The organism is Blastococcus sp. SYSU DS0539, from assembly GCF_054050855.1.
Window position 1 is genome coordinate 340491 of the sequence record NZ_JBJHAF010000002.1, and the last position, 24865, is coordinate 365355.

The 24865-nt window shown below is 74.7% G+C and carries 30 protein-coding genes; 11 read left to right on the top strand and 19 right to left on the bottom strand.

Features of this window, described 5'->3' with window-relative positions:
* Positions 1-80: 80 nt before the first annotated feature.
* The 3 genes from ACI790_RS03870 to ACI790_RS03880 are packed head-to-tail and all read right to left on the bottom strand — an operon-like array spanning position 81 to position 3657.
* The gene (locus ACI790_RS03870) at positions 81-1385 is read right to left on the bottom strand and encodes a hypothetical protein (protein WP_456568462.1); all 1305 of its coding nucleotides are present in this window, start codon (positions 1383-1385) and stop codon (positions 81-83) included.
* Positions 1382-1822, bottom strand: a complete 441-nt coding sequence (locus tag ACI790_RS03875; RefSeq protein ID WP_456568463.1) for a hypothetical protein — start codon at positions 1820-1822, stop codon at positions 1382-1384. The genes ACI790_RS03870 and ACI790_RS03875 overlap by 4 nt, the downstream gene beginning before the upstream one ends.
* Positions 1822-3657 carry a hypothetical protein gene (locus tag ACI790_RS03880; protein ID WP_456568464.1) on the bottom strand — a complete coding sequence of 612 codons (1836 nt, stop codon included), beginning with the start codon at positions 3655-3657 and terminating at the stop codon, positions 1822-1824. The genes ACI790_RS03875 and ACI790_RS03880 overlap by 1 nt, the downstream gene beginning before the upstream one ends.
* A gap of 107 nt (positions 3658-3764) precedes the next feature.
* On the opposite strand from ACI790_RS03880, the gene ACI790_RS03885 reads away from it, so the two are divergent.
* Entirely contained in the window at positions 3765-4529 is a 765-nt protein-coding gene (locus ACI790_RS03885; protein ID WP_456568465.1) for a MerR family transcriptional regulator, read from the top strand.
* Here the strand turns inward: ACI790_RS03885 and ACI790_RS03890 are convergent.
* From ACI790_RS03890 to ACI790_RS03905, 4 genes are all read right to left on the bottom strand, one after another.
* Positions 4526-4744 carry a hypothetical protein gene (locus tag ACI790_RS03890; protein ID WP_456568466.1) on the bottom strand — a complete coding sequence of 73 codons (219 nt, stop codon included), beginning with the start codon at positions 4742-4744 and terminating at the stop codon, positions 4526-4528. The two genes, ACI790_RS03885 and ACI790_RS03890, sit on opposite strands and share 4 nt — an antisense overlap.
* A 48-nt stretch (positions 4745-4792) precedes the next feature.
* A complete protein-coding gene (locus ACI790_RS03895) occupies positions 4793-5731 on the bottom strand; it encodes a siderophore-interacting protein (RefSeq protein WP_456568467.1) in 939 nt (312 codons plus the stop codon).
* A 203-nt stretch (positions 5732-5934) separates the two neighbouring features.
* Positions 5935-6396, bottom strand: coding sequence for a bacterioferritin (bfr, locus tag ACI790_RS03900; protein WP_456568468.1), 462 nt, complete (start codon positions 6394-6396; stop codon positions 5935-5937).
* Between the two features lie 7 nt (positions 6397-6403).
* Positions 6404-6634, bottom strand: a complete 231-nt coding sequence (locus ACI790_RS03905; RefSeq protein ID WP_456568469.1) for a (2Fe-2S)-binding protein — start codon at positions 6632-6634, stop codon at positions 6404-6406.
* 138 nt (positions 6635-6772) lie between these two features.
* Here ACI790_RS03905 and ACI790_RS03910 point away from each other — a divergent pair, with 138 nt between their 5' ends.
* Genes ACI790_RS03910 through ACI790_RS03920 form a run of 3 tightly spaced genes read left to right on the top strand, consistent with a single transcriptional unit; the run spans position 6773 to position 9300 of the window.
* Positions 6773-7555 (top strand): isocitrate lyase/PEP mutase family protein, encoded by a 783-nt coding sequence (locus tag ACI790_RS03910; protein WP_456568470.1) that lies wholly within the window; start codon positions 6773-6775, stop codon positions 7553-7555.
* A gap of 7 nt (positions 7556-7562) precedes the next feature.
* Complete coding sequence (locus ACI790_RS03915) at positions 7563-8087, top strand: SAM-dependent methyltransferase (protein WP_456568471.1); 525 nt, start codon at positions 7563-7565, stop codon at positions 8085-8087.
* Between the two features lie 34 nt (positions 8088-8121).
* Entirely contained in the window at positions 8122-9300 is a 1179-nt protein-coding gene (locus ACI790_RS03920; protein WP_456568472.1) for an acyl-CoA dehydrogenase family protein, read from the top strand.
* 121 nt (positions 9301-9421) lie between these two features.
* On the opposite strand, the gene ACI790_RS03925 is transcribed toward ACI790_RS03920, so the two are convergent.
* The gene (locus tag ACI790_RS03925; protein ID WP_456568473.1) at positions 9422-10171 is read right to left on the bottom strand and encodes a histidinol-phosphatase; all 750 of its coding nucleotides are present in this window, start codon (positions 10169-10171) and stop codon (positions 9422-9424) included.
* Entirely contained in the window at positions 10168-10410 is a 243-nt protein-coding gene (locus ACI790_RS03930; RefSeq protein WP_456568474.1) for a hypothetical protein, read from the bottom strand. Before ACI790_RS03930 ends, ACI790_RS03925 begins: the two co-directional genes overlap by 4 nt.
* Before the next feature lie 246 nt (positions 10411-10656).
* On the opposite strand from ACI790_RS03930, the gene ACI790_RS03935 reads away from it, so the two are divergent.
* Positions 10657-11367: a response regulator gene (locus ACI790_RS03935; RefSeq protein WP_456568475.1), complete on the top strand. Its 711-nt coding sequence runs from the start codon at positions 10657-10659 to the stop codon at positions 11365-11367.
* 55 nt (positions 11368-11422) lie between these two features.
* Here the strand turns inward: ACI790_RS03935 and ACI790_RS03940 are convergent, their stop codons facing one another.
* The 7 genes from ACI790_RS03940 to ypfJ form a co-directional block, all read right to left on the bottom strand.
* The gene (locus tag ACI790_RS03940) at positions 11423-12955 is read right to left on the bottom strand and encodes a histidine kinase dimerization/phospho-acceptor domain-containing protein (RefSeq protein ID WP_456568476.1); all 1533 of its coding nucleotides are present in this window, start codon (positions 12953-12955) and stop codon (positions 11423-11425) included.
* On the bottom strand, positions 12952-13389 hold the full coding sequence (locus tag ACI790_RS03945) for a response regulator (RefSeq protein WP_456568477.1): 438 nt from the start codon (positions 13387-13389) through the stop codon (positions 12952-12954). Before ACI790_RS03945 ends, ACI790_RS03940 begins: the two co-directional genes overlap by 4 nt.
* A 209-nt stretch (positions 13390-13598) precedes the next feature.
* Positions 13599-14363 carry a DUF3618 domain-containing protein gene (locus ACI790_RS03950; RefSeq protein WP_456568478.1) on the bottom strand — a complete coding sequence of 255 codons (765 nt, stop codon included), beginning with the start codon at positions 14361-14363 and terminating at the stop codon, positions 13599-13601.
* Positions 14364-14389: 26 nt separating this feature from the next.
* Positions 14390-14917 (bottom strand): phage holin family protein, encoded by a 528-nt coding sequence (locus ACI790_RS03955; RefSeq protein WP_456568479.1) that lies wholly within the window; start codon positions 14915-14917, stop codon positions 14390-14392.
* Position 14918: 1 nt separating this feature from the next.
* The gene (locus ACI790_RS03960; RefSeq protein ID WP_456568480.1) at positions 14919-15767 is read right to left on the bottom strand and encodes a hypothetical protein; all 849 of its coding nucleotides are present in this window, start codon (positions 15765-15767) and stop codon (positions 14919-14921) included.
* 298 nt (positions 15768-16065) lie between these two features.
* Positions 16066-16845 (bottom strand): enoyl-CoA hydratase/isomerase family protein, encoded by a 780-nt coding sequence (locus ACI790_RS03965; RefSeq protein WP_456568481.1) that lies wholly within the window; start codon positions 16843-16845, stop codon positions 16066-16068.
* 1 nt (position 16846) lies between these two features.
* Positions 16847-17782, bottom strand: coding sequence for a KPN_02809 family neutral zinc metallopeptidase (gene ypfJ / locus ACI790_RS03970; protein WP_456568482.1), 936 nt, complete (start codon positions 17780-17782; stop codon positions 16847-16849).
* 110 nt (positions 17783-17892) lie between these two features.
* On the opposite strand from ypfJ, the gene ACI790_RS03975 reads away from it, so the two are divergent.
* The gene (locus tag ACI790_RS03975) at positions 17893-18336 is read left to right on the top strand and encodes a nitroreductase family deazaflavin-dependent oxidoreductase (protein WP_456568483.1); all 444 of its coding nucleotides are present in this window, start codon (positions 17893-17895) and stop codon (positions 18334-18336) included.
* 19 nt (positions 18337-18355) lie between these two features.
* On the opposite strand, the gene ACI790_RS03980 is transcribed toward ACI790_RS03975, so the two are convergent.
* Positions 18356-19417, bottom strand: a complete 1062-nt coding sequence (locus ACI790_RS03980; protein ID WP_456568484.1) for a winged helix DNA-binding domain-containing protein — start codon at positions 19415-19417, stop codon at positions 18356-18358.
* 67 nt (positions 19418-19484) lie between these two features.
* Here ACI790_RS03980 and ACI790_RS03985 point away from each other — a divergent pair, with 67 nt between their 5' ends.
* The 5 genes from ACI790_RS03985 (at position 19485) to ACI790_RS04005 (ending at position 23421) form a co-directional block, all read left to right on the top strand.
* Positions 19485-19730, top strand: a complete 246-nt coding sequence (locus ACI790_RS03985) for a class I SAM-dependent methyltransferase (RefSeq protein WP_456568485.1) — start codon at positions 19485-19487, stop codon at positions 19728-19730.
* On the top strand, positions 19727-20062 hold the full coding sequence (locus ACI790_RS03990) for a hypothetical protein (RefSeq protein ID WP_456568486.1): 336 nt from the start codon (positions 19727-19729) through the stop codon (positions 20060-20062). Before ACI790_RS03985 ends, ACI790_RS03990 begins: the two co-directional genes overlap by 4 nt.
* A gap of 278 nt (positions 20063-20340) precedes the next feature.
* Complete coding sequence (locus tag ACI790_RS03995) at positions 20341-20601, top strand: three-helix bundle dimerization domain-containing protein (protein ID WP_456568487.1); 261 nt, start codon at positions 20341-20343, stop codon at positions 20599-20601.
* A 41-nt stretch (positions 20602-20642) separates the two neighbouring features.
* Complete coding sequence (locus ACI790_RS04000) at positions 20643-22262, top strand: ABC-F family ATP-binding cassette domain-containing protein (RefSeq protein ID WP_456568488.1); 1620 nt, start codon at positions 20643-20645, stop codon at positions 22260-22262.
* 133 nt (positions 22263-22395) lie between these two features.
* Positions 22396-23421 (top strand): metal ABC transporter solute-binding protein, Zn/Mn family, encoded by a 1026-nt coding sequence (locus ACI790_RS04005; protein ID WP_456568489.1) that lies wholly within the window; start codon positions 22396-22398, stop codon positions 23419-23421.
* Positions 23422-23478: 57 nt separating this feature from the next.
* Here ACI790_RS04005 and ACI790_RS04010 read toward each other — a convergent pair whose 3' ends face one another.
* Both ACI790_RS04010 and ACI790_RS04015 read right to left on the bottom strand, forming a co-directional pair.
* Positions 23479-23874, bottom strand: a complete 396-nt coding sequence (locus ACI790_RS04010; RefSeq protein ID WP_456568490.1) for a Fur family transcriptional regulator — start codon at positions 23872-23874, stop codon at positions 23479-23481.
* A 44-nt stretch (positions 23875-23918) separates the two neighbouring features.
* Positions 23919-24812, bottom strand: a complete 894-nt coding sequence (locus ACI790_RS04015; protein WP_456568491.1) for an oxidoreductase — start codon at positions 24810-24812, stop codon at positions 23919-23921.
* Positions 24813-24865: the final 53 nt, after the last annotated feature.

The following is a 24865-nucleotide window of genomic DNA, read 5'->3' on the forward strand; positions in this document are numbered from 1 at the left end:
CGGCACCGAGTCATCGGCGCGCCGGGCGAGGTGCTGGAGCGCCGCGGCACCGGGTACGTCCGTTCGGGTGACCCGGCCGGTCAGAACCCGAAGAGCAGGCCCAGCCCGCCGACGGTGAACAGCACCATGACGACGACCAGCGGCAACTGGTCCGACGCGCGGGCGTGCCGCTCGGACAGCAGCGCGCGCTCGTGCGCCAGCGTCACGCCCGCCACGTGCCCCGCGACGACCGCACCGACCTGGACGTAGGCGATCAGGTCCGGGCCGACCGCGGTCAGGTCGACGACGTTGCCGTAGGTGCCGAGCAGATCGACCCCCGCGACGCCGAACGGGTTGCTGAGCAGGATCCAGGTCGTCTGCCCGTCGAGGACCAGCAGGCTGAAGTAGTGCGCGACGGTGTAGCCCAGCGCGATCGGGATGACCGTGGCGGCGTACCGGCGCGGCTGCACGCCGGCCGGTTGCCCGGCCAGCCACCCCGACGCCCGGGTGCCCAGCAGGTACAGGACGGCGACGAGCGCGATCATCGCCAGCAGGCCGACGGTCCCGGAGAGCGAGTCGTTCGCCGCACCCGGGCCGGTCTGCCACCAGGCGGTGCGCGAGACCCCGTCGAAGGCGGTGGAGCCCAGCAGCACCACGACGACCGCGGCCAGCCCGGGGACCTCCGGGGTCGCCGTCGCGTTGGCCAGCGGGTTGCGCAGCACCAGCCGGCCGTCGTCGCGGCGTCCCCAGGGGGACAGCCGGGCGATCAGGGCGGAGTAGACCTCGAAGCCGTCGCCGCGGGCGAACCAGCCCTCCCCGAACCAGAGCGCGAGCCCGGTCTGGACCACCGCGTAGCCGATCAGGAACGCCGCGACGGTGACCGGATCGGCCCGCCCCGGGTACACCAGCTCGAACCAGAGGAAGACCGTGAGCGAGACGGCGGCGGGCCACAGCCCCAGGGCCGGCAGCCGTCCGGCACCGGGGGTGCGCGGCGTGAGCGGGCGCAGGACGCGGTGCACCAGCCGCAGCGGGTTGGCCACCCGCCACACCGGGCCCAGCAGCAGGCTGGCCGGCACCAGCCCCACCCAGAAGGTGACGTAGAGCGCCCAGGGGGCGAGGTTGCGCGCGGTCTCCGCCGGCCCGGCGAGCGCGGCGGCCACGACCAGCACCAGCACCGCGAGCGCGACCGCCTGCAGGCCGCGGCGCAGGGCCGGGGCGTCGAGGACCCGCTGCAGCCCCGGCGGCAGCGGGCGCCCGGACGACGGGCCGCCCAGCTTCGGTGACCGCCAGAAGAGCAGGAGCGCGGCGAAGCTGATCAGGATCGCCGCCCCGGCCCCGTACAGCGCCAGGCCGAGCGGGATCGGGAGGTCGGTGCGGGAACCGACCCCGTGGGCCAGCAGCGTCACGAGACCTGCAGCGTGAGCAGCACCGTCCCGGCCTCGTGCAGCTCGAGCTCGAACACCCCGGGGATGGTGGCGTCGAACGCGAGCTCGGCCGGCTGCCCCGGGGCCAGCGCGGCGGACACGTCGTAGCCGTGCAGGTGCGCCTCGTCGGCGACGTCGCTGGTCACCACCACGGTGACCGCCTCGCCGAGGGCGACCGGCACCCGGCCGGTGTCGCCGGTGACCCGGCCACCGGCGACCTGCACCTCGAGCCGCTGCCCGGCGGCCTGCGCCGGTGGGGACGACGCGGGAGCCGGCGCGGTGGAGCTGACGGTCGCCGGGTTCCCGACGGAGGTCGGCGCCGCGGCGTCCTCCCCGGCCGGCGCCGCGGTGCCGGCGCAGCCGACCAGCGCGAGGGCCAGCGGCAGGAGGACGGCGGCGCCGCGGTGCCGGGTGCGCATCAGCGCACCGCCCCGGACGTCGCGGTGCCCTCGGCGGGGCTGTCCGCGGGGGCGTCGGCGTACGGCTCCCGGACGGCGGCGCGGCGGGCGTAGCGCCCCACGCCCCAGGCCATCGCGGCGATGAGGGCCAGGGTGCAGGCCAGGACCACCAGGTTGGACACCAGCCACAGCCCGCCCCCGGAGTCCTTCAGCTCGCGCTGCAGGATGTCGATCTCCGGGACCGCGCTGCGGGTCATGCCGTCCTCGGCCGGGATCTCGTCGGCGGGGATGGCCTCGTCGGCCGGCAGGTAGATCGGGAACGCGGTGAGCACGCGGCCGTCGTGCACCCGCAGCAGCGTCTTCCAGGTGCCGTGCAGCGGAACCGGCTCGGTCGTCCGGTACGCGCCCTCCCCGGTCCGCTCCAGCGGCGTCACGACCAGGCCGTCGCCCTGCCAGGCGGTGATCTGCACCCAGGCGGGGTCGTCGGGGAAGTCCGCCGGGTCCAGCTGCACGCTGATGTCCGCCGTCCGCGGCTCGCTCTGCACGTCCTCGATCGCGAAGGTCGCCTCGACGCCGTCGGGCACGGTGGCGACCAGGCCGTTGGCGACGGCGGCCGCCAGCACGGCGAGGCAGGCGAGCAGCGCGCCCCGGGCCACGGCGGGGCGCGGCAGCCGGCGGCGCAGGCCGGTGCCGAGCAGGGCCCCGAGCAGCGCGCCGGCGATGCCACCGGCCAGCGCCATGAGCGTGCCCTCGACCAGGATGTCGCTGCCCCACGACAGCTCCTGGACCACGTGGGTCCAGCCGGCCTCGGTGGCGTGGCCGACGGTGCCGATGGCCACCCCCGCCACCGCGCCGAACAGCAGCGGCCGGCGGGCCGGGGGCAGCGCGAGCGCGACCAGCTCGACCAGGATCGCCGACCCGAGGTACAGCGGGAAGGTCGGCAGGACCTCGTCGAGGACCGGCCCCACGACCAGCGCGATGAGGCTCCGGACGACGAGGAAGAAGGCGGTGGCCGCCAGTGCCCCACCGCGGCCGATGAACATGCGGGCGGCGACCAGCGCGATGCCGGCGGCCCCGGCGATCATGAACGGCTCGAGCACCAGCCGGAACTGGGGCACGTCGAAGTCGTACTCGCCCTGGAACACCGACATGCCCAGCAGCAGCCCGCCCATGGCCGAGGCCTGCCGGACGAACCGCGCGGTGCGGCCGACCTTGCGGTGGCCGTCGTCGGTGGACAGCCCGCCGTGCCCCTCCTGCTCGAGCACCAGCAGCCCGATGATGGACAGGCCGGCGCCGCCGATCAGCATCAGGTGCGTCGGGCCCCACAGGGTCACGTCCTGGCCGAACATCCGGTGCCAGACGTCGTCGAGCGGGAAGCCGAGCAGGGCGTAGAAGCCGGCCGCGGTGAGCAGGACGCCGCCGACCGGGACGTCCCAGCCGCGGATGAAGTGGACGGCGGCCGGGCCCGGCTCGCCGTCCAGGGGCATGGCGCAGGCCAGCACCCCGCCGGCGAAGACACCGAACAGGCCGAAGAGGATGAGGTAGTGCGCCGGGTTGGCCAGCGGTCCCTCGTCCCGGCCGACGCCGATGTGCAGCGCGATGTCCCAGAGCATGCCCAGCAGTGCGGTGAGCAGGGCCAGCGTGGTGAGCACGGTGGGCAGGGCCACCCAGGCGGGCACGCCGGTCGCCGCGCCCAGCCGGTCACCGATCCGGGTGAGGATCCGCGACCGCCGGCTGCGGTGCAGGTAGACGAGGGCGAGCAGGACGGCCGTCAGGCCGGCGCCGATGCCCGTGGCGAGGAACACCTCGTCCAGCGCGGCACCTCCGGCCGGTCGTGTCTCGGCAGCGAGCAGCACGGCTTTCCTCCCAGGCATGGAGCTATGGAACACCGGTCACGGTGACATCGACAACTGTTACATAGAACGAGCGACATACCGTGTGGTGACGACGGGAAGGGGAGAAGGTGAGCGCAGTGCAGTCCGAGCCGCCGGGAGACGGGTCCGACCGCGAGCTGACGGTCGACGAACTGGCCGCCCGGGTGGGGGTCACGGTGCGCAACGTGCGCGCCTACTCGGCCCGCGGGCTGCTCCCGCCGCCGCGGATGGTGGGGCGCACCGGGTACTACGGGCGCGAGCACGTCGCCCGGCTGCTGCTGGTGCGCGAGATGCTCGCCGAGGGGTACTCGCTGGCGATGATCGAGCGGACGCTGGCCAGCGCGCCGCCGACCGCCAGCTCGGCCACGCTCGCCCTGCACCGCGCGCTGCTGGCGCCGTGGCTGCCCCCGGAGCCGGAGATCACCACAGGCGCGGAGCTGGCCGCGCGGGCCGGGGTGCCCGCCGACCTCCAGGTGATCGACCGGCTCGTGGAGCTGGGGCTGGTGGAGCGGCTGGACGAGGGGCGGATCCGGGTGCTCGACCCGGCGCTGCTCATGGCCGGGCTGCAGGTGGTGGGGCTGGGCGTGCCGCCGGACGCGCTCATCGCCGCGCAGGCGGAGGTCAACGAGCACGTGCGGGCGATCGCCCGCACCTACGTGCAGATGTTCGTCGACACCGGGTGGCGGGCCTTCGTGGAGGCGGGCGCCCCGCGCGAGCGGCTGGACGACATCCTGGCGACGGTGACGCGGCTGCAGCCGGTCGCCGCGCAGGCGATGCTCGCGGCCTTCCGCACCGAGATGGCTGCGGAGGTCGCCACCGCCGTCGAGGCGGCTCTGGGGCAGCTGGAGAGCTAGTCGGCCGGCGGCCGGCCCGCGGCGTCCCCGCCGGGGATCTCCTCCCGCGCCATGCCCTGCCGGTCGGCCTCGGCCGCGGCCTCCCGCGCGCTGAGCCGGCGGTCGCGCACCACGGCCCCCGCGACGAGCGCGACGAGGATGGCGGCGGGCACGAAGAAACCGACGGTCCCGATGATGCTCAGGCCGTCCATGGCGACGACGTCGTAGCCAGGCACGCCCTCATGTGACACCGTCCGATGTCACGGTGTCAAACGCGCGGGGCGTCAGTCGGAGCCGCGGCCCTCGCGCCAGTAGCCCATGAAGGCCACCGACCGGCGGTCGATGCCGACCTCCTGCACCAGGTGGCGGCGCAGGCCCTTGACCACCGCCGCCTCCCCGGCGAGCCAGGCGTACACGCCCGAGGAGCCCTGCGGTGCGGCGTCCTCGGTGGGGATCTCCCAGAGGATCTCGCTGTCGACGTCGACGTCGGGGACCTCGACCGCGGGGGAGGGGGTTAGCCGGTCGCCCAGCTCCCGGACCGTCTCGGCCACGGCGGCGGCGAGCAGCTGCCCCCGCGGCGCGGCGGCCGTCCCGTCGGCGGGCCAGCGGGGCAGCCAGGTGATCTCCACGCCCTTCGGGGCCGCCACGTCCAGCGCGTCGGCGACGGTCGGCACCTCGAGCAGGACCCGGGCGTGCTGCCCGTCGCGCAGGCTCTCCACGATCGCGCAGATCGCCGGGACCGCGGTCTCGTCGCCGACGAGCAGCAGGCACGAGGCGTCCGCCGGCGGGTGCCACTCGAAGCCGCCCGTCGGGCCGGGGAACGGGGCGTTCGGGGCGACCAGCACCACCTCGTCGCCGACGTCGGCCCGCTCGGCCCAGGCCGACGCCGGGCCGGTGGCGCCGTGCAGGACGAAGTCGACGTCGACCTCGCCGACCTCGGTGCGCAGCGCCCGGATCGTGTACGTGCGGATCGGCATCCGCCGTTCCGGCGGCAGCGCCCGCCAGGCGCCGTACCAGTCGTCGCCCGCCGGGCAGTCGAGGATGCCCCGGCCGGGCAGGGGGAGCATGACCTTGATCCGCTGGTCGAAGCCGTTGGTCGCGAGATCGGCCGTCTCCGGCCCGGTGAACGTCACCCGCAGGAAGCTCGGGCTCAGCCGCTGCACCCCCGCCACCCGCACCGGGAAGGTGCGGTAGGCGGGGACCTGCAGGGTCTCGACGGTCACGGCGTCTCCCGGGCTCCGGCAGGGAGAGGCTGTCTTCCGACTTAGGCTAGGCTTCCCTGGCTTCCGGCAGTCTTGCACACGTCGGCCGGTCGAACCAGACGCGCGTCCGGGGGATGCGCCCCTCGTCGGCCGACCCTGCGGATGCGCCGAGGGCCCCCTCCCGCGATCGGGAGGGGGCCCTCGGTCTGCCGGGGCAGGGTCGCTCAGGGCGTCTCGGTGGCGATCTGCGCGGCCAGGTACTGCGGTGCGCCGACCCGCTCGATCGCGGCGATCTGCGCCTCGAACCAGTCGGCGTGCTTCTCCTCGTCGAGGACCATCTCCTCGAACACCGACGCGGTGCCGTGGTCACCGAGGTCGTGGCATTCCTTGGCGGAGGCGTTGAACTGGGCGACGGCGGCCTTCTCGCTGTCGAGGGCCAGCACGAGCATCTCCTCGGCGGTCTCGCCGACCCGGATGGAGCCGAGGCGCTGCAGGTTGGGGTGGCCGTCGAAGAGCAGGATCCGCTGGATGAGCGAGTCGGCGTCGCGCATCTCGTCGATGGAGAGGTCGTAGAAGACCTTGCCGAGCTTGGGCAGGCCCCAGGCGTCGAGCATCCGCGCGTTCAGGAAGTACGTGTTGGTGACCGTGAGTTCGAAGGTCAGCGCGTCGTTCAGCAGTTCGACCACGCGGGGGCTAACGGGCTGCACCGGATACTCCCAGCTCTCGCTCGGCCGGGCGCTCGGTGGTGCGCTCGGCTCGCACCGGGCAATGCTGACACACGAGGTCCCGGAGCGAGTTGACGCAGTTGCCGCAGGTGCGCCCGGCGCCGGTGGCGCGGGCCACGTCGGCGACGCAGCGGGCGCCGTTGGCGATCGCCTCGAGGATGTCGCGGTCGGTCACCACGTTGCAGTGGCACACGTACATGCAGCGGTCGCCTAACGGGAGACGGCGGGGGCGGCGGCCCCGGTGCGGACACCCGGGCGACGCTCGGAGGTTAGCCTCTCCTAACCGCTTCGCGCCAGCCCCCTGGTCAGGAGCCGCCGGCGCCCCTAGGTTGCCGCCATGCCCGATCCGGCGTGCCGCGCCCGCACGCTCGCCCGCCTGCAGACCGATCCCCGGATCCTGGTCCTGGCCAACGTGTGGGACGTGACCTCGGCCAGAGTCGTGGCCGCCACCGCGGGGACAGGTGCCCTGGCCACCGCCAGCCACTCCATCGCGGCCACCTTCGGGTACGAGGACGGCGAGCGGATCCCGCTGGACCTGCACCTGGACGTGGTGGCCCGCATCGCGGCGGCCGTCGACCTGCCCGTCTCCATGGACATGGAGGCCGGTTACGGCGACGCAGGAGAAACCGCCCGGCGGGCGATCGCGGCCGGCGCGGTGGGCGGCAACCTCGAGGACGGGATGCGTCCCCTGGACGAGGCGGTGGCCGCGGTGCGGGAGGTGCTCGCCGCCGGCCGAGCCGCGGGCATCGACTTCGTGCTCAACGCGCGGACCGACGCCGTCCTGCTCGCCCCGGCGGACGCCGACCGGGCCGCGCTGATCGACGAGGCCGTGCGCCGGGGGCGGGCCTTCCTGGCGGCCGGCGCGACGGCGGTGTTCGTGCCGGGCGTGGCGGCGGCCGGGGAGATCGCTGCGCTGGTCGAGGGGCTGGGGCCCGGGCGGCTGAGCGTGCTCGCCGTCCCGGGGAGCACGCCGCCGGTCGCCGAGCTGGAGCGGCTGGGGGTCGCGCGGGTCTCCACCGGCCCGTTCGCGCAGCGGGTGGCCCTCACCGCGCTGCAGGACGCGACGGCGGCGCTGCTGGCCGGCGGGGTGCTGCCGCCGGGCACCCGGATGCTGAGCTGAGCGGCCCGTGCCGGCGTCGGAGCGGCTGGTCTGGGCGGCGGGCGTGGTCGCGCCGGCCCCGGGGGAGCGGGTGCTGGGGGTCGGTTGCGGCCACGGCGTGCTGGTCGACCTGCTCGCCCCGCGACCGGGCGCCGGTCAGGTGCTCGCCGTGGACCGCTCGCCGGCCATGGTGGCCGCGGCGACCCGGCGGAACAGTGCCGCGATCGACGCCGGTCGGGTGACCGTGCAGACCGCGACCCTGGCCGACGCCGACCTGCCCGAGCGCTGGTTCGACGCCGTCGTCTCCTTCGACGTCCGCGCCTTCTGGACACCGCCGGCACCGGAGTGGGACGTCGTCCGGCGCGTGCTGGCGCCCGGCGGGCGCGTCGTCGTCGCCTTCTCGGTGATGGGCCCGGGCGCGGACGACCGCATCCGGGCGGTGGTGCGCCGGGTCGCCGGCGAGCGCGGCCTCACCGAGCACGCCGTCCACCGGGCCGGGACGGCGCCGACGCCGTCGGCCGCCGTCGAGTTGCGGTTCGCGCCGGGCGGGTAGGGCCGGGAGGCCATCGACGAGAGGACGCGCGCACATGACCGACGACCTGATCCCTGGAGACCTCTACGCCTACGAGTCGCTGCTGTCGGACGAGGAGCGCGCGGAGCTCGGCGGCATCCGCGACTTCCTGCAGACCGAGGTCAAGCCCCGGGTGAACGAGCACTGGGAGGCCGCCACCTTCCCGATGGAGCTGATCCCGAAGTTCGCCGAGGCCGGGCTGGTCGGCCGCAGCTACGACACCGAGGGCTCGCCCCGGGGTTCGCGGCTGTTCACCGGCTTCATCGCGCTGGAGACCTCGCGCGTCGACCCGTCGATGGCCACCTTTCTCGGCGTGCACAACGGGCTGGCGATGGGTTCGATCGTCAACCTGGGCTCGGAGGAGCAGAAGCGCCGCTGGCTGCCCGGCATGCTGGCCCTGGAGAAGATCGGCTGCTTCGCGCTCACCGAGCCGCACGGCGGCTCCGACGTCGCGCTCGGCCTGGAGACCACCGCCCGGCGGGACGGCGACGAGTGGGTGATCGACGGCGCCAAGCGGTGGATCGGCAACGGCACCTTCGCCGACCTCGTCGTCGTCTTCGCCCGGGACGTCGCCGACGACTCGGTGAAGACGTTCGTGGTGGAGAAGGGCACCCCCGGGTTCACCGCGACCAAGATGGAGGGCAAGTACGCGCTGCGCACGGTGCAGAACGCCGACATCACCTTCGAGGGCTGCCGGATCCCGGCCGAGAACAAGCTCGAGGGCGGCAACACCTTCAAGGACGTCAACCGGGTGCTCAAGCTGACCCGCGGCGGGGTCGCCTGGAACGCCGTCGGCTGCCAGATGGGTGCGTTCGAGGCGGCGCTGGCCTACGCGAAGGAGCGGCAGCAGTTCGGCCGCCCGATCGCCGGCTTCCAGCTGATCCAGGACCTGCTGGCGCGGATGGCCGGCAACGTGACCGCCAGCCTCGGCATGGCCGTCCGGGTGGCGCAACTGCAGGAGGAAGGCGTCTTCCGCGACGACCACGCCGCACTGGCCAAGAGCTACGTGACCAGCCAGGCGCGGCAGACCGTGGCCTGGGCGCGGGAGCTCTTCGGCGGCAACGGCATCCTGCTCGAGCGCGACGTCGTCCGGTTCTTCAACGACGCCGAGGCGCTCTACTCCTACGAGGGCACACGGGAGATCAACCAGCTCATCGTCGGGCGGGCGCTCACCGGGATCAGCGCCTTCGTGTGAGACCGGGCGAGGTGCTGCGGCCCGGCCGCCCCGGGGTCAGGGGGACGGCCGGCCGCGGTCTCAGGCGCCGAGGACGGCGGTGCGGACGAGGTAGAGCACGACGGCGCGGCCACCGCCCCGGTCATCGGGCACCCACCAGCCGGGTCGCGGACGCCGCGTCGGACACCCACGAGTAGCGGCCGACGGTCGTGGCCTCGTGGCTGTCGGTGGAGCCGACCAGGTGGACGCCGGCGGCGGCCAGGGCCACGACCACGCGAGGGCCGGGGCAGCGCCATTTCTCGTTGACCTCGACCGTCGTCCCGGTGCGGACGGCGGCGGCGGCGATCGCGGCGACGTGCTCGTCGAGCAGTTCGCTCTCGTGCATGCCGATCTTGGGCAGCAGCGAGAACAGGTGGGCCAGCTGGGCCCGCCCGGCCCGGTCCATCGCCCGGACGGTCGCGTCGACCAGGATCGACAGCGCCTCTTCGGCCGGCAGCCCCGCGGCCAGCTCCTCCAGCGTGCGGCGCGGGCTCCACGGCCCGTCCGGCCCGGGGAACTGGTGGTCGGCGATGAGGATGCGGTCGACGCCGCCGTGCCCGACGACCAGGTCCTCGGGCACGTCGAGCCGCCCGGAGGCGTCCAGGATCTTGGCCTCGACGCCGGTCAGCACCTCCAGCCCGTCGATGCGGGGCAGCGCGGCCACCTCGGCCAGGAAGCCGGGCACCCAGGTCGTCGTCGTCCGGACGTGGTCGACCATGCGGATGCTGGCCAGCCCGGTGTCGCGGGCGGCGACCAGGTTCTCGATCGGCGCGCTGGTCGCGTCGTCGGACCAGGTGGAGTGGACGTGGTGGTCGGTGAGCAGCAGGTCCAGCTCACCCAGGACGGCGGTCATCGGGCGGTCTCCTCGGGAAGGACGTCGGACGGGGCGAGGAAGACGTCCTCCAGGTACCGGACGACGGCGAGCTCGGTGAAGGGCACCTCCGCCGGCAGCGGCCGGCCGAGGGGGAGGTCCAGCGCCAGCGACGGCATGCCGGCGCCGGCCGCGACGGTCAGCGGCATGGCGCCGGTGCGTACGAGGAGTGCGGTGTCGGGGTCGTCGTCGACCACCAGGACGTGCAGGGCACCGTGCACGCCTCCGCCTCCCGTCGGTGGGGTCTCCCGGGCCGGCCGGGAGGGGGAAGGGTGTCCCCGCGGGAGTTGACGGCCGCATCCGCAGGTCGCATGAGCCGGGCAGCCGGCGGCTCACCCCTCCGGGTGGCACGACCCGACCGGGCGACGGGCACCCCGCTCAAGCCGGGCCTCCGCCGTGCCGATCACCCGCTCAGGTGACCGGAGGACCGCTCCGCACCCCCCCGTGTGCAGCGAGGAGGAGTCGTCGTGCCGGATCAATCCGTGCTCGTGGTGGAGGACACCCAGGAGATCCGCGAGCTCGTGACCACGGTGCTGGAGCGGGCCGGGTTCACCGTGCGGGCCGTGGGCACCGGCGGCGAGGCGCTCGAGGAGGTGCGGCGGAACCCGCCGGACCTGATCGTGCTCGACCTCGGCCTCCCGGACGTCGACGGCACCGAGGTGTGCCGCCGGATCCGGGCCGAGACGCCCTGCTACGTGCTGATGCTGACCGCTCGCGCCGAGGAGGTCGACCTGCTCATCGGCCTGGCCGTCGGCGCCGACGGGTACATGGCCAAGCCCTTCTCCCCCCGTGAGCTGACCGCGCGCGTGCAGGCGATGCTGCGGTTCCCGCGCACCGCCCCGTCGGCGGCGGCCGAGCCCACCCCGGGGCCCGGGGCGGTGCGCCGGCTCGCGGAGCTCGAGGTGGACGAGGACAGCCGGGAGGTGCGGGTCGACGGCGCCGTCGTCGACCTCACCCGCACCGAGTTCGAGCTGCTGTCCGCGCTGGCGTCCCGGCCGGGCCGGGTGCTGCAGCGGGAGACGCTGCTGCGCGAGGTCTGGCAGACCGACTGGGAGGGGAATCTCCGCCTGGTCGAGGCGCACATGTCCAACCTGCGCCGCAAGCTGGTCGCGGCGGGCCTGCGCTCACCGGAGATCCGTACCGTCCGCGGCGTCGGCTACCGCCTCGTCGCCGCCTGACCCGGCTCCTGCCCGAGCGGGTGGCGGCTGCGCGCCGGGTCGTCGTGGCGCCGGGTCAGACCCCCGCCAGCTCGTGCAGCCGGACGACCCGGGAGTGCGCGAGCACGCCCCGGCGGGCGTCGGCGGCGATCGCGCGGCAGATCCAGGCGACCTCCGGGTGCCCGAGCTGGCCGCTGGTCCCGGCGAGGGTGGAGGCGGCGAACGCCACCGCTGCGGCGTCGCCGGCCCGGGTGTGCCGGACGATCGCGGCGAGCCGGGAGGGCAGCGCGTCGGCGTAGATGCCCTGCAGGCGGTCCATCAGCTCGACGTCCACCGGATCGTCGTGGTCGGTGCCGCCGGGGAGGGGTGCTTCCTGCGCGGCCGGCCCCGTGGTCCGGCCGCGCAGGAAGTCGAGCAGGCGCAGGCGCTGGGCGTTGCGTTCCACCGTGGTCAGGTACTGCCGCTGCTCGACGGTGAGCGGCTGGTCCTCGTCGTCCATGACCAGCTCGAGGTACCCGAGGATCGAGCTCAGCGGGGTGCGCAGCTCGTGGCTGATGAGGCTCACGAACTGGTCCTTCATCCGCTCGGTGGCACGCGCCTCGGTCATGTCGGTACCGACGAAGTTCCAGCCCGCGTGGACGCCGCGGTCGTCGGAGCGGGGGGTGATCGCGACGGACACCGTGCGGTGGGTGCCGTCGGCGGCGACGTAGGTCCAGTCCCGGACGTCGCTGCCCTGCTCGCGGGCGACGTGCACCAGGGCCTCCAGGCCGGATCCGCTGCCGCTGTCCTCGGCGGCCGCGATGAGCTCCTCGGGCAGGTGGAAGTCGAGGATGGAGCGGATGCGCACCACGTCGGGGCGCAGCAGGCCCAGCATCTTCTCCGCGCCGGGGTTCCAGACGCGGATGGCGCCGTCCCGGTCGGTGCCGATGATCGACTGCTCGGTGACGGCGTCGATGACGCTGGTCATGGTCTGCGCCCGGGCGGTGAGGATGCGGGAGGCGGTGTCCAGCTCGTCGGCGCGGCTTCGCACCTGCTCCAGGAGCGCGGCCTGCTCGTCCTGCAGTCGCACGATCTGGCGCGCCTGGGTGGCGAGGCGGCGGGTGTTCTCGTTGACGGCGAAGCTGCCGACGGCCACCACCAGCGGCCCGAGCAGCAGGGCCCCGGCCAGGTCGGCGGTCGCGGGGACCGTGGCCACGACAGAGGGGACCGCCAGGACCGCGGTGGTCCCGGCCACGGCGATCGGGACGCCCCGGCGGCCCGGATGGGTGGCGAGCACCCAGAGCGGGCCGAGCAGGAGGAACAGCATCGTCGGCGCGGACGTGCCGGCGTACAGCAGCCCGACGGCGGTCAGGTGCGCCACCGGGACGGCCAGGGAACGGCGGGCGGCGGTCGGCCGACGGGCGGACCAGGCCACCGCGGTGGCGACGACGGCGAGGGCCAGCCCGGCGTGCACGAAGCCGGGTGCCACGATCGGGATGGAGCCGGCGAGCAGCAGCACGGCCGCCGCGGAGAACATCAGGGTGCCCGGCAGCGGCCCGCTGACGGCGGCCTGCCACGTGCGGACGTCGAGCAGCCGGGAGCGGGGCCGGTCGAGGACGGCGGCGGTCATGCCACCGGCTCCCGCACGGCGAGCTCGCGCACCTGGCGCACCAGCCCGGCGACGGTGAACGGCTTGGCCAGGTAGGCGTCGGCCCCGGCGGCCAGCCCGCGGGCGACCTCGTCAGGGGAGGCGCCCGCCGAGAGCAGCAGGATCCTGGTGCCGGCGGTGGCGGGATCGGCGCGCAGCGCCGTGCAGACCTCCAGCCCGGTCATGCCCGGCATGGAGACGTCGAGCACCGCGAGGTCGGGCCGCTGCGCCCGGGCAGCGCTCAGCGCCGCGCGGCCGTCGGGCGTCGCGGTGACGACCTGGCAGCCGGCCTTGCGGACGGCCAGGGTCACCAGGTCGCGGATGTCGTCCTCGTCGTCGGCCACGAGCACCCGCACGGTCCCGGTCGGGCCCGGCCGGGCGGGGTGACCGCCCGGGGGGTGCGGGACCGGGTCCACGGGGACTCCCGTCGGTCGTGGTCGCGCCCCGCGGATGCGGGCGGACCGGTGGCGTCGTCCCGGTGAGGAACGGCGCCCCGGCCGGGGGCCTGCAGCGCGGACCGCGGCGCCTCACCCCGTCGGGGTGGGTGCGGACAGCACTGCGCCCCGCCGGGAGAACCCGGCGGGGCGCAATGTGGAACGGTTGCGGGTCGGCGGACCCACGGGTGTCAGGAGCCCGACGAGCCCTGCACCGACTGCTTCGACTGCTGGGCCTGGCCCTGCACCGACTGCTTCGACTGCTCGGCCTGGCCCTGCACCGACTCCTTGGCGTGCTGGGCCTGACCCTGCACGTCCTGAGCCGCGGACTGGCCTTCCTGCTTGACGGTCCCGGCCGCGTCCTGGGCGGTGGACTTGACCTCCTCCATCGCGTGCTGGGCGGCCGGCTTGAGCTGCTCGCCCATCTCCTGCGCGGCATCCTTCGCCGGCTGGAGCAGGGAGTCCTTGTTCTCGCGCAGCGCGGTCTCGGCCTGCTGGGCCAGCTGCTGCTCCCTCTGCGTGGCAGGCAGCAGGCTGGAGATCAGCCAGCCCGCACCGAAGGCGATCAGCCCGGCGGCGAGCGGGTTGCCCTGCGCCTGGCGCACGATCGTGTCCGGTGCCTGCTGGACGGCGCCGACCGCGGACGAGGCCGCGTGCTGCACGCTGCCGGCCGCATCGGACGCCGCGCCCTGCACGGTGCCCGCCGCGTTGGACGCCGCGCCCTGCACGGAGCCCGCCGCGCCGGAGGCCCGGTGCTGGGCCGCCGAGGTGGTGTCGTGGGCGGAGCCCATGACCTTGTCCTTCAGGTTGCTCATGCGCCCCTTGGCGGCGGTCACCCGCCGGTCCATGACGCGGGACGGGTTGACCTTCTCGTTGAGGGCGTCGACGTCGTAGCTGAGCTCGCGCCGGGTGTCCTCGATCTGCCGCCGGATGACGTCCGGGTCACTGCTGGTCATTGTTGCGACTCCTCGCGGTCTGGTGGTCAGTTGGGCTTCAGGGCGTCGGGCACCTGCTGGAGGGTGTCCACGGTGCGCTCGGGCTTCGGGTTCACCTGCTGGAACTTCTTGCGGCCCATCACGAAGGCGACGGCCCCGATGACGCCCCAGAGGACGGCGACGATGAGCCCGGCCCAGCCGGTGGGGATGGCGCTCGCCAGGGCCCACATGAGGGCCAGGGAGAGGAACAGCGCCACCATGTAGCCGGCGAAGCCGGCGGCGCCGAACATGCCGGCACCCTGCCCGGCCTTCTTGGCCTCGGCCTTGAGCTCGACCTTGGCCAGCTCGAGCTCCTGGCGCATCAGCGTGGAGAGGTCCTTGGTGACCTCACCGATGAGCGCACCGACCGAGACGCCCTCGACGTCGGGGTGCCCGGCGTCGGTGGTCGGGGTGCCCATGTTGCCGCTGTACTGCTGACCTTCGGAGTAGTCGGCGGCGTAGTTCTGCTGCGACGAGTCCGCGTAGCCCTGGGGGGTCGCCCCCGCGGGGGTGGCCCCGGAGTAGGGGGAGCTCATGTCAGCGCACCTCACCGGGCCGGCGAGCCGGGTCGTCCCAGCCTGCGGGCGTGGTCGGGGGCACCATGCTGCCGGCGGGCGGCACCGTGCCGTACGGCGGCGGGGGCAGCGGGGCACCCGTGCCCGTGCCGGCCCCCGTGCCGGTGGTGGCACTGGAGTAGTCCGAGTACGTCGGCGCGGGGTCGACGTAGTTCGTCGGCGTGCCCTGGTGGCCGTTGCCGCCACCGGAGCCGGAGTCGCTGTGCGCGGCCTTCGCGCCGCTGGTCAGCCGACCGGCCGCGACGCCTGCGACAGCGGCACCCAGCAGGAACATGCCGGGCTTGCGGCGGGCGAAGCGGCGGACCTCGTCGAGCAGCTCGGCGGGCTCCTTGTTCTGCAGCATCGAGGCGAAGCTCTCGACCGAGCCGGACGCCTGCTGGAGCAGGTCGCGGACCGGGCCGGGGGCGCCTTCGCTGCTGCCGTCGGCGAGCCCGCGCATCTGCTGGGCGAGGGAGTTGAGGCCCTCGGCAGCCTTCTGCTGCTGCGAGACCGTCTGCTCCCTGAGCTGTGAACGGCCCTGCTCGATGAGGTCCTTGGCCTGGCGCTGGGTCTCGTTCGCCACGTGCTTGGCCTGGTCGGCGGTGGTCGAGGCGACCTGGCTGCCGGCCTGGGCGGCGGTCTGCCCGACGTTGCGGGCCTCGTCCTTGGCGACGTCCTTGGTCTGCTGGGCCTCGTGCTTGGCGACGTTCTTCGTCTGCTGGGCCTCGCCCTTGGCGACGTCCTTGGTCGACGAGCTGTCGCTCGGGGTGGTGCTGGCGCCCGTCGTGGCCGGAACCGGTGGCGGGAACGGGGCATCGATGGAGTGAGTCATCGGTCCTCCTCGGCATGCTTCGTGGTCGGTGGTGGCGCTACCCCGACGTCGTTGCGGCACACATCCGGGCGGTTGGTCAACCGGACCGGGTGGCCGCAACGACGTCGGGTCGGCGCCGCTGGTGTCGGGCGGAAAAGCTCTGTGGAGTCGACCCGGCGCATCCGTGCGGCCCGGGGCGGGACCGGGGGAGGCGAGGGAGTGCAGCGCCGGCGCTGCGCCGTCCCTCGTGCCGCTCGCTAGAGCACCGTTCCGCGCAGCGGGTGGGGTACCCGCCACCAGGGGTGGATCAAACCGAAGATCAGCCCGACCAGCGGAATCGCGGTGCCCGGCGCTCGGCGAAGGCCGCCACGCCCTCGGCCAGCTCGCCCGCGGCGATCGTCTCGCGGTACCGCACCGCCGCCCGGCTCTCGCCGTCCCCGCCGGCGCTCAGCTCGGCGACGACCTCCTTGGTGGCGCGCTGCGTCAGCGCCGAGCGGGAGGCCAGCACGCCGGCGAACCGGCGCACCTCGTCGTCCAGCTCGTCGGCCTCGACCAGGCGGTCGACCAGGCCGGTCCGGAGCGCGGTGGGCGCGTCGAGGAGCTCACCGCTGTACAGCAGGTACTTCGTCGTCGCCGGCCCCACGAGGTCGACCAGCGCCCGGGTGGACGACGGGGTGTAGACGATCCCGACCTTCGCGGGGGTGACCCCGAAGACGGCGGACGGGTCGGCGAAGCGCAGGTCGCAGCAGGTCGCCAGCTCGACCCCGCCCCCGATGCAGTGCCCGCGGATCACCGCCACGGTCGGCTTGGGGAAGGTGCGCAGCGCCTCCTGCGCGGCGAGGTTGTGCCGCCGGACCTCGGCCATCGGGTCCTCGGGGTCGTCACCGCCGAGCAGGTCGGAGATGTCGGCGCCGGCGCAGAAGCTGGGTCCGGCGCCGGTGACCAGCAGCACCCGGACCGCCGGGTCGTCCGCGAGCGGGGCCAGGACGGCGGGCAGGGCCGCCCACATCCCGACCGTCATGGCGTTGCGCTTCTGGGGCCGGTCGATGGTGAGGACGGCGACGGAGCCGTCCCGCGTCACGCGGAGGTGGTCGGTCATCTCAGCCCAGGTCGTCGGTGGCGAAGGTGTCGCAGCGGCTGGGGTCACCGGTCTCGTACCCGGTGCGGAACCAGCGCTGCCGCTGCTCGGAGGAGCCGTGGGTGAACGCGTCCTGGTCCACCGTGCCCCCGCCGAGGTTCTCCTGGATGAAGTCGTCGCCGATGCGCGCGGCGGCGTCCAGGGCGCGGGCGATGTCGTCGTCGGTGATCTCGGCGATCAGCGGCTGGCCCGACTCGTCGGGGACCGTCTCGGCGTGGTCGGCCCACGCGCCGGCGAAGCAGTCGGCCTGCAGCTCCAGGCGGACGGTGCCGCTGGTGGTGCCGGTCTCGCCGGGCGTCACCTGCCGGTTGATGCCCAGCAGGTTCTGCACGTGGTGGGCGTACTCGTGGGCCACGACGTAGGCGTCGACGAACAGACCGCCCTGGGCGCCGAACTGCTGCTGCAGCTGGTCGAAGAAGGTCAGGTCGATGTACACGAGCTGGTCGGCCGGGCAGTAGAACGGCCCCGACCCGCTGGTCGCGCCGCCGCAGGAGGTCTGCACCGATCCGGAGAAGAAGACGGTGTCCGTGGGGGCGTAGTCGGCACCCAGCACACCGGACCAGTAGTCCTGGATCGACTCGATGTCGGCGACCACGGCGCACTCCACCGACGCGTTCGCGTCGGCGCCGGTGCGGCAGTTCTGCTCGAGCCAGCCGCTGTCGGTCGTCTGACCGTCGCCGAGCCCGGACAGCCCGCCGACGCCGGCTCCGCCGCCCCCGCCGCCGCCCCCGCCGTCGCCGCCGCCGAGCACCTGGAGCAGCACCACGACCAGGAGGCCGACGACGCCCAGTCCGCCGCCGCCCACGGCCAGACCCCGGCCTCCACCGAACCCGCCGCCGCCACCCCGGATGTCCCGGACGCTCGACGTGTCGAGGTCGGCCCCTTCGCTGTACCGCATCCCGTGCTGCTCCTCCCGCTGACCGGCCGCCCGAACGGTGCCATCGGCTCCCCGGTGCCCGCGACTCGGGTCGCCGGGCGGACCGGCCGCTCCACCCCTAGATTCGGGGCATGCCGCTGGAGGGTGAGTACGAACCGAGTCCGCAGCAGTGGGTCCGCGACCAGGTCGAGCGCTACGAGGCGACCGGCGGCCGCGAGGCGAACACGCTCCGGGACACCGGGCTGCCGGTGGTCATCTTCAGCACCCGCGGTGCGCGCAGCGGCAAGGTGCGCAAGCAGCCGCTCATGCGGGTCGAGCACGACGGCGCCTACGCGATGGTGGGCTCGCAGGGCGGGGCGCCCACCGACCCCGCGTGGGTGGCCAACCTGCGGGCGCACCCCGACCAGGTGACGGTGCAGGACGGCCCCGAGCCGTGGGACGGCGTGGCCCGGGAGATCTCCGGCGCGGAGCGCGACGAGTGGTGGCAGCGGGCGGTGGCCGCCTACCCCTCCTACGCGGACTACCAGGAGAAGACCGACCGGCAGATCCCGGTGTTCCTCGTCGAGCGCCGCTGAGCCGCGCCCGCTCGACCGGTCAGGGCCAGGCGGCGGCAAGGCGGGGGATGGCCGCCTGCACGTCCGCGCTCCAGCCGGTGAACGGCTCGGCCGCCGGCGCGTTCGCGCGGCTGCGGCCGGGCAGGCGCCACGTGCCGGTGACCCGGCCGTCGACGACCACCGTGGGCCGGAAGACGCCGTTGCGGCCGGGCACGATGCGGTCGGCGAAGGCCGGGTCGAGGATCGCGCCGCGGTCGGCGTAGCCGAGCACGAACTCGTCGAAGCCGGGGAGCAGCAGGGGTTCGCGGGCCTGCGCGCGGTGCGCGGCGTACCGGTCCGCGGTCTCCGGGTCGAGGAAGTACTCGACGCCGTCCACCTCCACGCGGTCCAGCCGGTCGCGGACCGCGGTCAGGCCGGCGCGCACGTCCCGCACGGTGCTCCCCGCCCAGCGGACCAGGTCCTGGAGGGTGGCCGGGCCGTGACCGGTGAAGTAGCGCAGCGCCAGCTCGGCCAGTGCCTCCTCGCGCTCCATCCGACGGGGCCGGTGCACCCACTCGTCGAGCAGCACGAACAGCTGCTCGCCGTCCTGCGTCGGGCCGAGGCAGAGGGTGCCGGTCTGCGCCAGGAACCACAGCAGGTGGTAGCCCCGCTGACCGGTCGTCGGGACGCCGCCCGCGTCCAGGGCGGACAGCAGCGCAGCGCGGGAGAGCCGCCCGCCACCGGACAGCGCGGCGACGGCCAGGTCACGGGCGCGCTCGGCGTCGGCGTCGGTCAGCCCGAGGGCGGCGCGCCGCCCGGACAGCCCGGCCAGAGCCCGGGGGCCCAGCAGCGCGAGCAGCCAGGGCAGGTCCTCCGCCGGGAGCAGGTGCAGCGTGCCGCGCATGGGCCACGAGCGCACGACCGTGCCTGCGTCCAGCGCGCGGAGCACGGCCTCCCGGTCGCGCGCCGCGGTGCGCAGGGCCACCGCGGCGACCGCGCCGGGGAAGTCCTGGCCCTGCAGCGCGGTCAGCCGGTGGACGGCCGCCGCGGCGTCGGGTGCCGGCGGCCCCGCGAGCCGCTGGGCGAGCAGGCGCATCAGGGCCACGTCGTGCAGCGTCGTCACCGGGGCACCGTGGCAGACGGGTACGACGTCCGCGCCCGGCGGTGACCTGGTCCGGCAGACTGCGCCGGTGCAGGCGGAGGACTGGGACCGGCGGTACGCCGAGCAGGCGCAGTGGTCGACCGGCCCCAACGACCTGGTGGCGGAGCTGCTGGCCAACCTGCGGCCCGGGAGGGCGGTCGACCTCGCGGCCGGCGAGGGCCGGCACGCGCTCTGGCTCGCCGACCGCGGCTGGCAGGTCACCGCGGTCGACTTCTCCGGCGTCGGCCTCGACCGTGGCCGGGCCCGTCCGGGTGGGACCGGATCGGGTGGGTGACCGCCGACGTCCGCACGTGGACGGCGGCACCGGACTCCCTGGACCTGCTTCTCGTCGCCTACCTGCACCTCCCCGCGGCCGAGACGGTCGGCCTGCTGACCCGTGCGGTCGGCTGGCTGCGGCCCGGCGGGCGGCTGCTGGTGCTCGGCCATGACGTGGCGAACCCGGACCGGGGGGTGGGTGGCCCCCGGGACCCGGAGATCCTGCACAGCGTCGAGCGCCTCGAGCCGGTCGCGCGACTGCTCGACGTCGACCGGCTGGCGCAGGTGCGCCGGAGCACGCCCCAGGGCATCGCGCTCGACACCCTGCTCTGGGGACGCCGGACGGCCTGACCCCGCCGGCGCCGGTAGCGTCGTCGGGCGTGATGGGCATGGGTGGAGCGGGCGGACCCGACGCGGAGCGACGCCGGCGGCTGGTGGCGGCGCTCGTCGTCCTCGCGATGGTGCTGGCGGCCGGTGCGACGGTGCTGTCGATCGCGCTGACCTGAGCAGGTCGCCGGAGGCGGCCCGAGGTGACCTAGGTCCCTGGTGCCCGGTCTAGCGGCACGGCAACGTGTGGAACTGCCACGCCGACCGGCGGGCACCGCACCTCCGAGACGTGAGGACCGCCCATGACCCTGGCCGTTCCCCCCGGCGCCGCCGGTTCGACGCCGGAGCGTTCCGACGCCTCGCGGGTCGAGGAGACCGTGGACCCGTCGGTCGGCCAGGCCGTCGAACGGTTGCGCGGGGAGTACGCCGGCCGGGTGGGGCCGCAGCTGCTCGTGCGCGTCGTCCGGGACTGCCGGCGGGAGCTCGGTGGCTCACCGGTCGGTGCCCTGCCCGAGCTGGTCGAGCGGCTGGCGCGCTACCGGCTGGACCGGCACATCGGCTGAGCGCCCGGAAACCGGGTTGCCGGGCGGGGCAGGATGGCGGCGTGGGATACGTCGACGTGAGCGCGGTCCGGCACACGCTCTCCGACGGGCGGGTGCTGCTCGACGACGTCGCCTTCCGCGTCGGTGAGGGTGCCCGCGCGGCCCTGGTGGGCGAGAACGGCGCCGGCAAGACGACGCTGCTGCGGATCATCGCCGGCGACCTATCGCCCGAGGCGGGCTCGATCGCCCGCACCGGCGGGCTCGGGGTGATGCGGCAGTTCATCGGGTCGGTCCGGGACGACACCACCGTCCAGCGGATGCTCGTCGAGCTCTCGCCTCCGGCCGTCCGCGCCGCCTGGGACGCCGTCGAGGCCACCGAGCTCGCGTTGATGGAGACCGACGACGAGCGCGCGCAGATGGCCTACGCCGACGCGCTGGCGGAGTGGGGCGACGCCGGCGGCTACGAGGCCGAGGTCACCTGGGACACGGTGACGGTGGCGGCGCTCGGCGTGCCGTACGAGCGGTGCAAGTACCGCGAGCTGTCGACGCTGTCGGGCGGTGAGCAGAAGCGGCTGGCGCTCGAGGCGCTGCTGCGCGGGCCCGACGAGGTGCTGCTGCTCGACGAGCCGGACAACTACCTCGACGTCCCCGGCAAGCGGTGGCTCGAGGAGCGGTTGCTGGAGACCCGCAAGACCGTGCTGTTCGTCAGCCACGACCGGGAGCTGCTGGCCCGCGTCGCCGACCGGGTGGTCACCGTCGAGGGCGGCACGGCGTGGGTGCACGGCGGTGGCTTCGCCAGCTACGCCGAGGCGCGGACCGCGCGGCACGAGCGGCTGGCCGAGGTGCGGCGGCGCTGGGACGAGGAGCACCAGCGGCTGGTCGACCTCGTCCGAACCCTCCAGCAGCAGGCCGCCAACTCGCCGGACATGGCCAACCGCTACCACGCCATGCAGACCCGGCTGGCCAAGTTCGAGGCCGCGGGCCCGCCGCCGGAGCGCCCGCCGGAGCAGAAGGTCGCGATGCGGCTGCGCGGTGGCCGCACCGGCGTGCGGGCGGTCATGACCGAGCAGCTGGAGCTGACCGGCCTGATGAGGCCGTTCGACCTGGAGGTCTGGTACGGCGACCGGGTCGGCGTCCTGGGTGCCAACGGGGCGGGGAAGTCGCACTTCCTCCGGCTGCTCGCGGGGCAGGACGTCGCGCACACCGGGGCCTGGCGGCTGGGAGCCCGGGTCGTCCCGGGGTTCTTCGCGCAGACGCACGCCCATCCGGAGTGGCAGGACCGGGACCCGGTCGACCTGCTCTGGCACGGCGAGCCCGGCCGCCCCGGCGTGGACCGCGGGCGGGCGATGGCGGCGCTGCGCCGGTACGGGCTCACCGACTCCGCCGACCAGCCGTTCCGGACGCTGTCGGGCGGTCAGCAGGCGCGCTTCCAGATCCTCCTGCTGGAGCTGTCGGGCGCCACGCTGCTGCTGCTCGACGAGCCGACCGACAACCTGGACGTGCTGTCGGCCGAGGCGCTGGAGGAGGCGCTGGCGGCCTTCGACGGAACGGTGCTCGCCGTCACCCACGACCGCTGGTTCGCCCGGTCGTTCGACCGGTTCCTCGTGTTCGGCGCCGACGGCCGGGTCTACGAGTCGGCCGATCCCGTCTTCGACGAGGCACGGGTGGTCCGCACCCGCTGAGGGGACGGCGCAGAGTCGCTCCGGCCGGGCGCCCGCCGGTCCGGCCCCCAAGCCCGGAGGGGGTGTGCGGAGCCGGGCAGCCGTCGGGCATGATGGCAGTGAGAATCATTCCCGTTCCCGCTCTGGAGATCTGATGCGCCACCGTTCCCGCTCCGCCGCCCTGGCTCTCGCCGGGGCCGCCACCCTCCTCCTGACCGCCTGCGGCGGCGGGGACGCGAGCGGTCCGACCACCAGCTCCGGGAACGCCGAGGTCTGCCCGGGCGAGGTCGTCGACGTGGTGGTCTCGGTCGGGCAGTGGGGTGACGTGGTGGAGTTCCTCGGCGGCGACTGCGCCTCGGTGACCACCGTCATCAGCTCCACCGCCGTCGACCCGCACGACTTCGAGGCGACGGCCGGTGACATCGCCGCCTTCCAGGAGGCCGAGCTGGTCGTCCTGAACGGCGCCGACTACGACCACTGGGCCGAGGACGCCGCGGCCGGCGTGGACCCGGCGCCGGCGGTCCTCGAGCTGGCCGACGCCGTGGGCCTGGCGGAGGGCGGGCACGACGAGGCGGAGGGCGGCCACGCGGAGGAGCACGGCCACGCGGAGGAGGACGGCGGGCACGCCGAGGAGGAAGGGCACGGCCACGGCGGGGTCGACCCGCACCTCTGGTACTCCCCGGAGCACGTGCAGCTGGCCGCCGCGGCGGTCACCACCGAGCTGAGCGAGCTCTCCCCGGACGCCGCGGACCACTTCGCCGAGCGCGCCGCCGCCTGGGAGGAGCAGCTGGCTCCGTACCTCGCCGAGATCGAGTCGCTCCGGGCTGCCGCGGACGGGCGCACGTACGCGGCGACCGAGTCGGTCTTCGACTACATGGCCGAGGCGGTCGGGCTGACCGACGCCACCCCGGAGGGCTACCGGGAGTCGGCCAGCAACGGAGCGGAGCCGGCCCCTGGTGACCTCGCCGAGTTCGAGGCGGCGCTCTCGGCCGGCGAGGTCGACGTGCTGGTCTACAACACGCAGACCGAGGGCGGGGTGCCCACGCAGCTGCGCGCCGCCGCCGAGGACGGCGGGGTGCCGGTCGTGGAGGTCACCGAGTCGGTGCCCGACGACGAGTCCTCGTTCCTCGACTGGCAGCTGGCCCAGCTGCGCGCGCTCTCCGAGGCCCTGCAGGCCTGACCCGGGAGCGGGTCCGCTCCGCGGCGGGCGGCCCGTGGTCGCTCAGGCCGCGGTCGCTCAGGCCGCGGTGCGGCAGGCGGCGCAGGTGCCGAAGATCTCCAGGGCGTGGCTGACGTCGGCGAACCCGTGCTCGCCCGCCACCTCGTCGGCCCAGCGCTCGACGGCGGGGCCGGCGACCTCCACCGTGCGACCGCACGAGCGGCACACCAAGTGGTGGTGGTGCTGGCTGCTGCACCGGCGGTACAGCGCCTCCCCGGTGTCGGTCCGGATGGAGTCCAGCTCGCCGTCGTCGGCCAGCGACTGCACCGCCCGGTAGACGGTGGAGAGCCCGACCCCGCCTCCGGCGGCCCGGAGGCGCGCGTACACGTCCTGGGCGCTGTGGAAACCGTCCAGGTCGGCGAACAACGTCCGGATGGCGTCGCGCTGCGGGGTGGGACGGGTCACGGCGCCCATCGTGGCACGGCGGCCCGGGGCCGCGACCGTCGTGTGCCCCGCGGTCAGAGGTCGACGTAGGGCTCGCCGGGGCCGCCGAAGCGGTCCAGCTCCTCCAGCTCGGCCGGCCCCAGCACGCGCGCCCCGGCCTGCAGGTTCTCCTCGAGGTGCGTCAGCGACGAGGTCCCGGGGATCAGCAGCAGGTTGGGGGAGCGGGCCAGCAGCCAGGCCAGCGCGACCTGCATCGGCGTCGTCTCCAGGCGGCGGGCGACCGTCTCCAGCGCGGCCGACTGCAGCGGGCTGAACCCGCCGAGGGGGAAGAAGGGCGTGTAGGCAATGTCCTCGCGGGCGAGGGCGTCGACGAGCGGGTCGTCCGCGCGGTGCACGAGGTTGTAGTGGTTCTGCACGCAGACCACGGGGGCGATGGCCCGGGCCTCGGCGAACATCTGCGGCGTCACGTTGCTGACCCCGAGGTGCCGGACGAGCCCCTCCTGCTGCATCGCCGCCAGCGCCTCGAACGGCTCGGCCAGCGAGCGCTGCACCGGCTCGTCGAAGCCGGGCATCCGCAGGTTCACCACGTCGAGCGCCTCGACGCCGAGGTGGTCGATGTTCTCCTGGACGGCGCGGCGCAGGTCCGCGGGGTCGAGCGCCTCCGGCCAGCCGCCGTCCGCGTCCCGGCGGGCCCCCACCTTGGTCACGATGACCAGGTCCTCGGGATAGGGGTGCAGCGCCTCGCGGATCAGCTCGTTGACCACGGTGGGGCCGTAGTAGTCGCTGGTGTCGATGTGGTCCACCCCGAGCTCGACGGCGCGCCGGAGCACGGCGATCGCGGCGTCCCGGTCGGCCGGGGGGCCCATCACGTGCGGACCGGCCAGTTGCATGGCCCCGTAGCCCAGGCGGTGGACCTCGCGGTCCCCGATGCGGTAGGTGCCGGAGTTCTCGGCGGTGGAGATCGTCATGGCAGTGCCCTACCCGCTGCCGGACGGACATGCGCGGCCGGGCCGGGGAGAAG